The sequence below is a fragment of the Burkholderia diffusa genome (assembly GCF_902499115.1).
GTDB lineage: Bacteria > Pseudomonadota > Gammaproteobacteria > Burkholderiales > Burkholderiaceae > Burkholderia > Burkholderia diffusa.
In genome coordinates this window covers 1-7,320 of the sequence record NZ_CABVPN010000057.1, presented here as the reverse complement: position 1 = coordinate 7,320, position 7,320 = coordinate 1, and the positions used below count along the sequence as shown (strand labels likewise).

Here is a 7,320-nt window from a genome sequence, read left to right as displayed (position 1 = left end):
GTTCCGTGAACTATCTTCTACAACGTCCTCGGCTGCATCAGCGATGACCACCGAGCCGGATTAATCAGTGTTTCCCTAGCACGAACGTGCTTTTCAGTGCGACGCATCCCGATGCCGCCGGCATTGCCGCGGTCGCGCTTCAGCAACGAAGGAGACTCCGATGCTACAGCTGTGCGGTATTCCGTTGTCCAACTATTACAACAAGGTGAAGTTCGTCCTGCTCGAACATGACATCCCGTTTGAGGAAATGGCATGCAGCCTGCCGATCAGCGATCCGGCACTGCTCGCCGATTCGCCGCTCGGCAAGATTCCGTTCTTGAAGACGGAAGAGGGCGCGCTGTTCGAATCGCAGGTGATCATCGAATATCTGGCGGCGCGTTATCCCGACAAGGCCATTTTCCCGGCCGGACCGTTCGCGGCCGCGAAGGTGCGTGAACTCGTCGAGACGCTCGAGCTGTATCTCGAATGGACCACGCGCGAGGTCTATACGGAAGCGTTTTTCGGCGGCAAGGTCAGCGACGGGACGAAGGCGCACGTCGGGAAGCGCCTGCCGCGCTCGATCGATGCGTTCAAGCGGATGACGCAGTTCTCGCCCTACGTGCTCGGCGACACGTTCAGTCTTGCGGACATTGCCGCGACGATTCATCTGCCGGTGATCGGAATGGCGACGAAGGCCATCTTCGGTCGCGATTTCCTGCTTGATGCCGGCATTGACTGGAAGGCGCACGCGAAGCTGGTCGGTGAGCGGCCGGCCGCGCAGCGCGTGGCGGCTGATCGCAAGGCCTACGTCGAGGCGACGAGCGCTGCGCGTTCGTAAGCGCGGCGTGGGTGCGGTGTCGTACCGCGCCCGGCCGCCCATGCAGGACTTACAGGCGTGCGAGCCGTTCGAGTGCGGATGCCAGCGTGCTTTCCTGTTTCGCGAAGCAGAAGCGCACGACGCCCGATTCGCGCGGTTCGTGATAGAACGCCGACACAGGAATCGCCGCCACGCCGATCTCCGACGTGAGCCACTTCGAGAATTCCGCTTCGGGCAGGTCGCTGATCGCCGAATAGTCGACGCACTGGAAGTACGTGCCGGGGCATGGCAGCAGCTTGAAGCGCGTGCGCTCGAGGCCGGCGCGGAAGAAGTCGCGCTTCTTCTGGTAGAAGTCGGGCAGTGTCAGGTACGGTGCCGGATCGCGCAGGTAGTCGGCGAGCCCGACCTGCATCGGTGTGTTCACCGTGAACACGTTGAACTGATGGACCTTGCGGAACTCCGCGGTCAGCGCGGCAGGCGCCGCGACGTAGCCAACCTTCCAGCCCGTCACATGGTAGGTCTTCCCGAAGCTCGACACGATGAAGCTGCGCGCGGCCAGTCCCGGGTAGCGCGCGACGCTTTCATGGCGCGCGCCGTCGTAGACCATGTGTTCGTACACTTCATCCGACAGGATCAGCACGTTGGTGCCGCGCACGATCTCCTCGAGCTTGCGCATGTCGGCCTCGCGCCACACGGTGCCGGTCGGATTGTGCGGCGTGTTGATCATGATCATTCGCGTTTTCGGCGTGATCGCGGCGGCCAGGCGATCGAACGGAATCGCATAGTCGGGCGCTTCCAGCGTGACGAACACGGGCTTGCCGCCGGCGAGCTCGATCGACGGCAGATAGCTGTCGTAGGTCGGCTCGACGACGATCACCTCGTCACCCGGATGGACCGCGCAGAGGATCGCCGTCAGCAGGGCCTGCGTCGCGCCGGCCGTGACCGTGATCTCGGTGGCGGGATCGTAGAGCCGGCCGTAGACCTGCGCGATCTTGCCGGCGATCGCGTCGCGCAACGGCGCGACGCCGGCCATCGGCGGATACTGGTTGTGACCGTTGCGCATCGCGGTCGCGACCGCGTCGACGATGCGCGGGTCGCAGTCGAAATCCGGGAAGCCCTGGCCGAGGTTCACGGCGCCTTTCTCGGCGGCGAGCGCGCTCATGACCGTGAAGATCGTCGTGCCGACGTTCGGCAGGCGCGAGGGGAAAACGGGAGTCGTGGGCATGTCGGAAGGAGCGTTCATCGATACGGTCGCAAGCGGGTGGTGCCGGGCCCTTCAGGCCGGCGTGGTAGTGGTGGCCAACGCGGCATCGAGCGCGCAGGCTTCGGTAAACGGCGCGGGCTGCGCGATCCGGAAGCCGAAATCGCGCGCGGTGCGCTTCGCGAGCTTGAGCAGCGCACGGTCCTTCGATACGAGCCAGTCCGCCTGCGCGGCGCGCGCAAGCTCGAGGAATTTCTGGTCGTCGCGGTCCTTGCACTTTGGCAGGGGGGGCGCACCGGCGTCGACGGGCGGTGGCTCGACGAGGCTCGTCAGGCGCGCGACGGTCGCGAGCGCTTCGGCCTTGTCGATCGCGCGCGCCTGAAACTGCGGATAATCGAGCACGAGCACGAGTTCGTTCAGGCAGCGGCCGTCGATTACGGCGGCCAGCGTGCCGCGTTCGAGCGCAGCCCGGATCGGGCGTGTGGCAGGGTCGTCGAATACGAGTATGTCGATCCAGACGTTCGAGTCGAGCACGACGCGATGTGCGGCATGCGGGGCGATGGAGCGGGTCATTCGTTACAATCGGTGGTTTTCGTCTGACCGCAAGGCACGGCGTGCCAGCGAGCCTCTATGATAATCGTTCTCTCCCCAGCTAAATCCCTCGACTACGATACGCCCGCCCACGTCCCGTCTTACACGAAGCCTGCATTCGTCGACGATGCGTCGGAACTGATCGACGGCCTGCGCAAGTTGTCGCCGCAGGACATCTCGACGCTGATGGACATCTCCGACCCGCTCGCGCGGCTGAACTTCCAGCGCTATGCGGACTGGTCGCCGACCTTCACGACGGCCAACGCGAAGCAGGCTGTGCTCGCGTTCAACGGCGACGTATACGAAGGGTTCGATGCCAAATCGTTGTCGGCCGCCGATCTCGACTACGCGCAGCAGCACGTGCGCGTGCTGTCGGGCCTGTACGGGCTGCTGCGTCCGCTCGACCTGCTGCAGCCTTACCGGCTCGAGATGGGTACCCGATTCGCGAACGCGCGCGGCAAGGATCTGTATGCGTTCTGGGGCGACCGGATCACGCGGGCGCTGAACGAGCAGCTCGAGACGCGCAGCGGCGCGGCGCGCGTGCTGATCAACTGCGCGTCGACCGAGTACTTCAAGTCGGTCAAGCCGAAACTGCTGGCCGCGCCGATCGTCACGCCGGTGTTCGAGGACTGGAAGGGCGGCCGCTACAAGATCATCAGCTTCCATGCGAAGCGCGCCCGTGGCTTGATGGCGCGCTACATCGTCGAGAACCGCATCGCCGAACCGGCGGCGCTGAAGGATTTCGCGGTGGAAGACTACGCGTTCGATGCCGCTGCGTCGAATGATTCGACTTACGTATATCGCCGGCGAATCGGCGAATGACCAAGCCGGCCGTTCACGAGACGGCCGGCGCACGCATGAGGCCGGACCCGCGGCAAACTGCCGGTTCCGGTCGACACTGGAGAGATAGATGACCCTTTCGATCACCAGCAATTTCGACGCGGGCGCCATCGACGTCGTGTCGTGCGACAGCCCCGACGCGATCCGGCTGCGCGTACGCGGCGACAACCGCTCGGAATTCGCGCAATGGTTCTACTTCCGCTTGACGGGCGCACGCGGTACGCGGTGCGTGATGTCGTTCGAGAATGCGGCCGAATGCGCGTATCCGTCGGGATGGCGTAACTACAGTGCGGTCGCGAGCTACGACCGGGTCGACTGGTTCCGCGTGCCGACGACGTTCGACGGCAAGACGATGACCATCGACCATACGCCCGAGTTCGACAGCATCTACTACACGTATTTCGAGCCGTACTCGGAGGAGCGTCATGCAGCGTTCCTTGGCGCGGTCCAGCAATTGCCGCAGGCGAGCGTCGTCGAGCTCGGCCGAACGGTCGAAGGCCGTCCGATGTCGCTGCTGACGCTCGGTACGCCGGAGGTCGACGGCGCACCGAAGAAGAAGGTATGGATCATCGCGCGCCAGCACCCGGGCGAGACGATGGCCGAGTGGTTCGTCGAAGGGCTCGTCAAGCGACTGGCCGGGTGGGGCGACTGGGCGGGCGATCCGGTGGCGCGCAAGCTATACGACCGCGCGACGTTTTATATCGTCCCGAACATGAATCCGGACGGCAGCGTGCACGGCAACCTGCGCACCAACGCGGCGGGTGCGAACCTGAACCGCGAGTGGATGGCGCCCGATACCGAGCGCAGCCCCGAAGTGCTGGCTGTGCGCGATGCGATCCATTCGATCGGCTGCGACATGTTCTTCGACATTCACGGTGACGAGGATCTGCCGTACGTGTTCGTGGCGGGTTCGGAAATGCTGCCGAGCTTCACGGAGCAGCAGGGCAAGGAGCAGACCGCATTCATCGATGCGTTCAAGGTCGCGAGCCCGGATTTCCAGACCGAGCACGGTTATGCGGCGAGCAAGTACAAGGAAGACGCGCTCAAGCTCGCGTCGAAGTACATCGGCCATCAGTTCGGCTGCCTGTCTTTGACGCTCGAGATGCCGTTCAAGGACAATGCGAACCTTCCGGACGAGCGGGTCGGCTGGAACGGCGAGCGGAGCGCCGCGCTCGGCGCGGCGATGCTGGCGGCAATTCTGGTGCACGTCGAGACGTTCGCGTAAGCGTACCGTCGTCGATATGAAAAAGCCGGCGCATCGTGCGATGCGCCGGCTTTTTTGCTTCTGTCGTTGCCGCTCCGTCGGATCAGGACTTCTTCTTCGCGGTTTTCTTCTTCACGGCTTTCTTCTGGCCGCTTGATTTTTGCGTTGCGACGGCCTTCTTGGAGGTGCGGCCGGATGTCTTGGCCTTGCCGCGGTGCGACTTGCCCTTGAACTTTTTCGTCGACGACGACGGGCGCTCGACACGCGGCTTCAGTGGTGGCACCGGATCGTTCCAGCTGAACGCCAGCATTTGTTGTCCGACATAGCCGCAGCGGAATTTCAGCGGTGTCGGGTCGCTGCCGTCGCTGTGGACGCCGAGGCCGTCCACGGTGACGATGTTGTCGACCTTCACGCGCTGCTTGCCCTGATCGAACGAATCATTCCACGGCGTGATCGTCGCGTTGCCATTTTCGAACGCGTTCGGCGCGAAGTCGACGCGGTCGAAGGCCGTCGATGTGCTGGCGATGAAGCTGCCGTGCGCCGCACAATCGGCGACGATCGGATCGGCATGCATCTCATTGACGAATTTGTCGATCAGTTCGGAGCGCTGATCGAGGAGGTCGGCGAATACCGGTGCCGGAAGCGCAAGCGACAGGCCCGCGACACAGGCTGCCAGCTTGCCGAACGCCCGGAAGATCCGGAGCGAGGCAGGTGAGCTGTCCATCTGGTTATTGGTGAGGAGCGAATGAGACATCGGGCACGTATAGATGCCCGATGAAGAACAGGAGTTCAATCTTAGCGTAAAAAAGTCGTGCGGCAGTAGATGTCGCGCTCTCCCGCGCTGCGGAAGCGGATCGTCACGCGCACCGATCGCACCGGGACCTGCGTGTTCAGGCGCGCGGGCCGCCAAGGCGATAGCGCCGAACGTCGAACGTCGTGACCCACGCCGGACGATAGACGGCGATGAGTGCGGTGGCCATGCCGGTGAACCACGCTTCGCCGAGCGCGAGCAGCGCGGTGTTCAGCAGATAGCCTGCGGGAATGACAACGGGCACGCCGTCCGCGAGAACGAGCCGGACACCGGCCGCAGCCGCGGCGACGGTGACGATCGCGATGGCCGGTGACAGGAATCCCTGGCAGGTGATGAACGACGCGAGATTGTGCGGGAGCCGCGCGATCGCGGCGCGTTGCAGCAATGCGGACACGGCGACCGGTAGCGCGCCGTAGATCAGATAGGTGACGCCGACGCCTTGCCACGGCGCATCGAAGACGATAGCGGCGACGGCAGTGACGGCGCCCATCGCGATCAGCGCAAGCGTCCAGTCGAACAGCGTGACGAGCAGCGTCGCGCCGAGCAGGTGCATGACGATGCCGTCTTCGAGCCACGCATTCGAGGCCCAGAGCACCGTGATCGCGGTGACGAGCGCGAGCCACACGTGCTGGAGCGTTGCGTCCTGGAGACGGACGAAGGGACGATTCCAGAGCGCGAGCGCGAGCAGCGCCACGGCGGCGATCCAGCCACCGATGCCAACCCAGAGCGGAAGCGGTGTGAAAAGAAAACCCATGCGTCCATATTACTCGTTGAGCATCAAAGGTGGGAATCCGCACATGTCGACCGTCGCAATATCGATACTGTCCGATCAGCGCTCGCGCCGAAACCGCGCTGGCGGTTCGGCCGCGAGCGGCAGGTCCCGGGTGTCGGTGTTCGCGGCGGGCAGCGGGTATGGACGGTCGTTCCGTTGCTTGCGCAGCGGAACCGGGCCGCGTTCGCCGATGACGGGCTTGCTTGCACGATCACGGTTCGCCAGCAATACCTCGAGATGCGGCGACAGCCACCCGTTGTAGATCGCGACTGCGGCGGCGCGGTTTGCCGCGCCCAGCTGCTGGAAGATGCTTGCGAGGTGGATCTTCACGGTACCTTCGCTGATGCCGAGCGTGCGAGCGATCATCTTGTTGGTGCTGCCCATATGGACGAAGCGCATGATCTGCGCCTGTCTCGGCGAGAGGAGGCCGCTTGGCGGGCGACGCGGCAGCGATCCTGCGAGCGTCTGGAAATGGGCGTCGTGGCGTACTGCGGCAGTGGAGGGCAGCAGGCTGAGTGCGATGGGCGGGATGTAATGGCCGCCCAGCAGAACCATTTCGAGTGCCCGCACGATCAGGTGCGGCCGCGTGGAGTGCGGGATCACACCTGCGACGCCATAGTTGTAGAAGCGCTGGATGGCTTCCGGCGTGGATTCGTCGATCAGTACTGCGGCGGGTGTCGGCGAACAGGCGCTGCAGAGCGCCTGGAGTTCGCAGAGGCGGCCGACGTCCAGCCAGTCGATGGCAACGAGGTCGAAGCGCTGGGTGCGCAGCAGCCGGCGCGCCTGGAAGCCATCGGGCGCATCGTTGATACTGGCGTGACGGTCGATCTGCCGCAGCAGGGCCTTCAGTCCGTCACGCCGTTCGGCGTCTGAGTTCAGCACCAGGAACCGCATATTCAACCTCCGTAAGGTGAGTCATTGAGCTGCCGTTGGCATGCGTTGGATCCGATAATGACAAAAACCTTACACGAAGTCTGCTTGGCTGAAAGGCTTAGGAGAAGTCTGAAATTTCGAGTGAGGGAAATGCGGTGTCAAGTCCTGGAATAGGTTGACAGTATCCAGGCGCTAGAACGCCCGATGCACCGCATCGGGCGTTTTGTATTTC

General features: G+C 63.8%; 8 protein-coding genes. 3 read left to right on the top strand and 5 right to left on the bottom strand.

The features are described from left to right. Positions 1 to 160 precede the first annotated feature (160 nt). On the top strand, positions 161 to 817 hold the full coding sequence (locus tag BTE28158_RS32075; protein WP_151052127.1) for a glutathione S-transferase family protein: 657 nt from the start codon (positions 161 to 163) through the stop codon (positions 815 to 817). A 49-nt stretch (positions 818 to 866) separates the two neighbouring features. Here the strand turns inward: BTE28158_RS32075 and BTE28158_RS32070 are convergent, their stop codons facing one another. Next, positions 867 to 2,039 (bottom strand): pyridoxal phosphate-dependent aminotransferase, encoded by a 1,173-nt coding sequence (locus BTE28158_RS32070; protein ID WP_151052125.1) that lies wholly within the window; start codon positions 2,037 to 2,039, stop codon positions 867 to 869. Between the two features lie 33 nt (positions 2,040 to 2,072). Further along, positions 2,073 to 2,570, bottom strand: a complete 498-nt coding sequence (locus tag BTE28158_RS32065; protein WP_124903415.1) for a putative toxin-antitoxin system toxin component, PIN family — start codon at positions 2,568 to 2,570, stop codon at positions 2,073 to 2,075. A 57-nt stretch (positions 2,571 to 2,627) separates the two neighbouring features. Here BTE28158_RS32065 and yaaA point away from each other — a divergent pair, with 57 nt between their 5' ends. Further along, positions 2,628 to 3,410 (top strand): peroxide stress protein YaaA, encoded by a 783-nt coding sequence (yaaA, locus tag BTE28158_RS32060; protein ID WP_059680613.1) that lies wholly within the window; start codon positions 2,628 to 2,630, stop codon positions 3,408 to 3,410. A gap of 88 nt (positions 3,411 to 3,498) precedes the next feature. Then, the gene (locus BTE28158_RS32055) at positions 3,499 to 4,653 is read left to right on the top strand and encodes a M14 family metallopeptidase (protein ID WP_151052123.1); all 1,155 of its coding nucleotides are present in this window, start codon (positions 3,499 to 3,501) and stop codon (positions 4,651 to 4,653) included. Positions 4,654 to 4,735: 82 nt separating this feature from the next. Here the strand turns inward: BTE28158_RS32055 and BTE28158_RS32050 are convergent, their stop codons facing one another. The 3 genes from BTE28158_RS32050 to BTE28158_RS32040 all read right to left on the bottom strand — a co-directional run bounded on the left by BTE28158_RS32050 (position 4,736) and on the right by BTE28158_RS32040 (position 7,109). Then, a complete protein-coding gene (locus BTE28158_RS32050) occupies positions 4,736 to 5,386 on the bottom strand; it encodes a BspC domain-containing protein (RefSeq protein ID WP_151052121.1) in 651 nt (216 codons plus the stop codon). A gap of 136 nt (positions 5,387 to 5,522) precedes the next feature. Then, the gene (locus tag BTE28158_RS32045) at positions 5,523 to 6,197 is read right to left on the bottom strand and encodes an energy-coupling factor ABC transporter permease (RefSeq protein ID WP_059600449.1); all 675 of its coding nucleotides are present in this window, start codon (positions 6,195 to 6,197) and stop codon (positions 5,523 to 5,525) included. Between the two features lie 75 nt (positions 6,198 to 6,272). Then, the gene (locus BTE28158_RS32040) at positions 6,273 to 7,109 is read right to left on the bottom strand and encodes a response regulator transcription factor (RefSeq protein WP_059600450.1); all 837 of its coding nucleotides are present in this window, start codon (positions 7,107 to 7,109) and stop codon (positions 6,273 to 6,275) included. Between the last annotated feature and the right edge of the window lie 211 nt (positions 7,110 to 7,320).

Coding starts and splice junctions, on each gene's coding strand:
- BTE28158_RS32065 (WP_124903415.1), bottom strand. CDS start 2,570: ATGACCCGCTCCATCGCCCCGCATGCCGCACATCGCGTCGTGCTCGAC.
- BTE28158_RS32040 (WP_059600450.1), bottom strand. CDS start 7,109: ATGCGGTTCCTGGTGCTGAACTCAGACGCCGAACGGCGTGACGGACTG.
- yaaA (WP_059680613.1), top strand. CDS start 2,628: ATGATAATCGTTCTCTCCCCAGCTAAATCCCTCGACTACGATACGCCC.
- BTE28158_RS32050 (WP_151052121.1), bottom strand. CDS start 5,386: ATGTCTCATTCGCTCCTCACCAATAACCAGATGGACAGCTCACCTGCC.
- BTE28158_RS32045 (WP_059600449.1), bottom strand. CDS start 6,197: ATGGGTTTTCTTTTCACACCGCTTCCGCTCTGGGTTGGCATCGGTGGC.
- BTE28158_RS32070 (WP_151052125.1), bottom strand. CDS start 2,039: ATGAACGCTCCTTCCGACATGCCCACGACTCCCGTTTTCCCCTCGCGC.
- BTE28158_RS32055 (WP_151052123.1), top strand. CDS start 3,499: ATGACCCTTTCGATCACCAGCAATTTCGACGCGGGCGCCATCGACGTC.
- BTE28158_RS32075 (WP_151052127.1), top strand. CDS start 161: ATGCTACAGCTGTGCGGTATTCCGTTGTCCAACTATTACAACAAGGTG.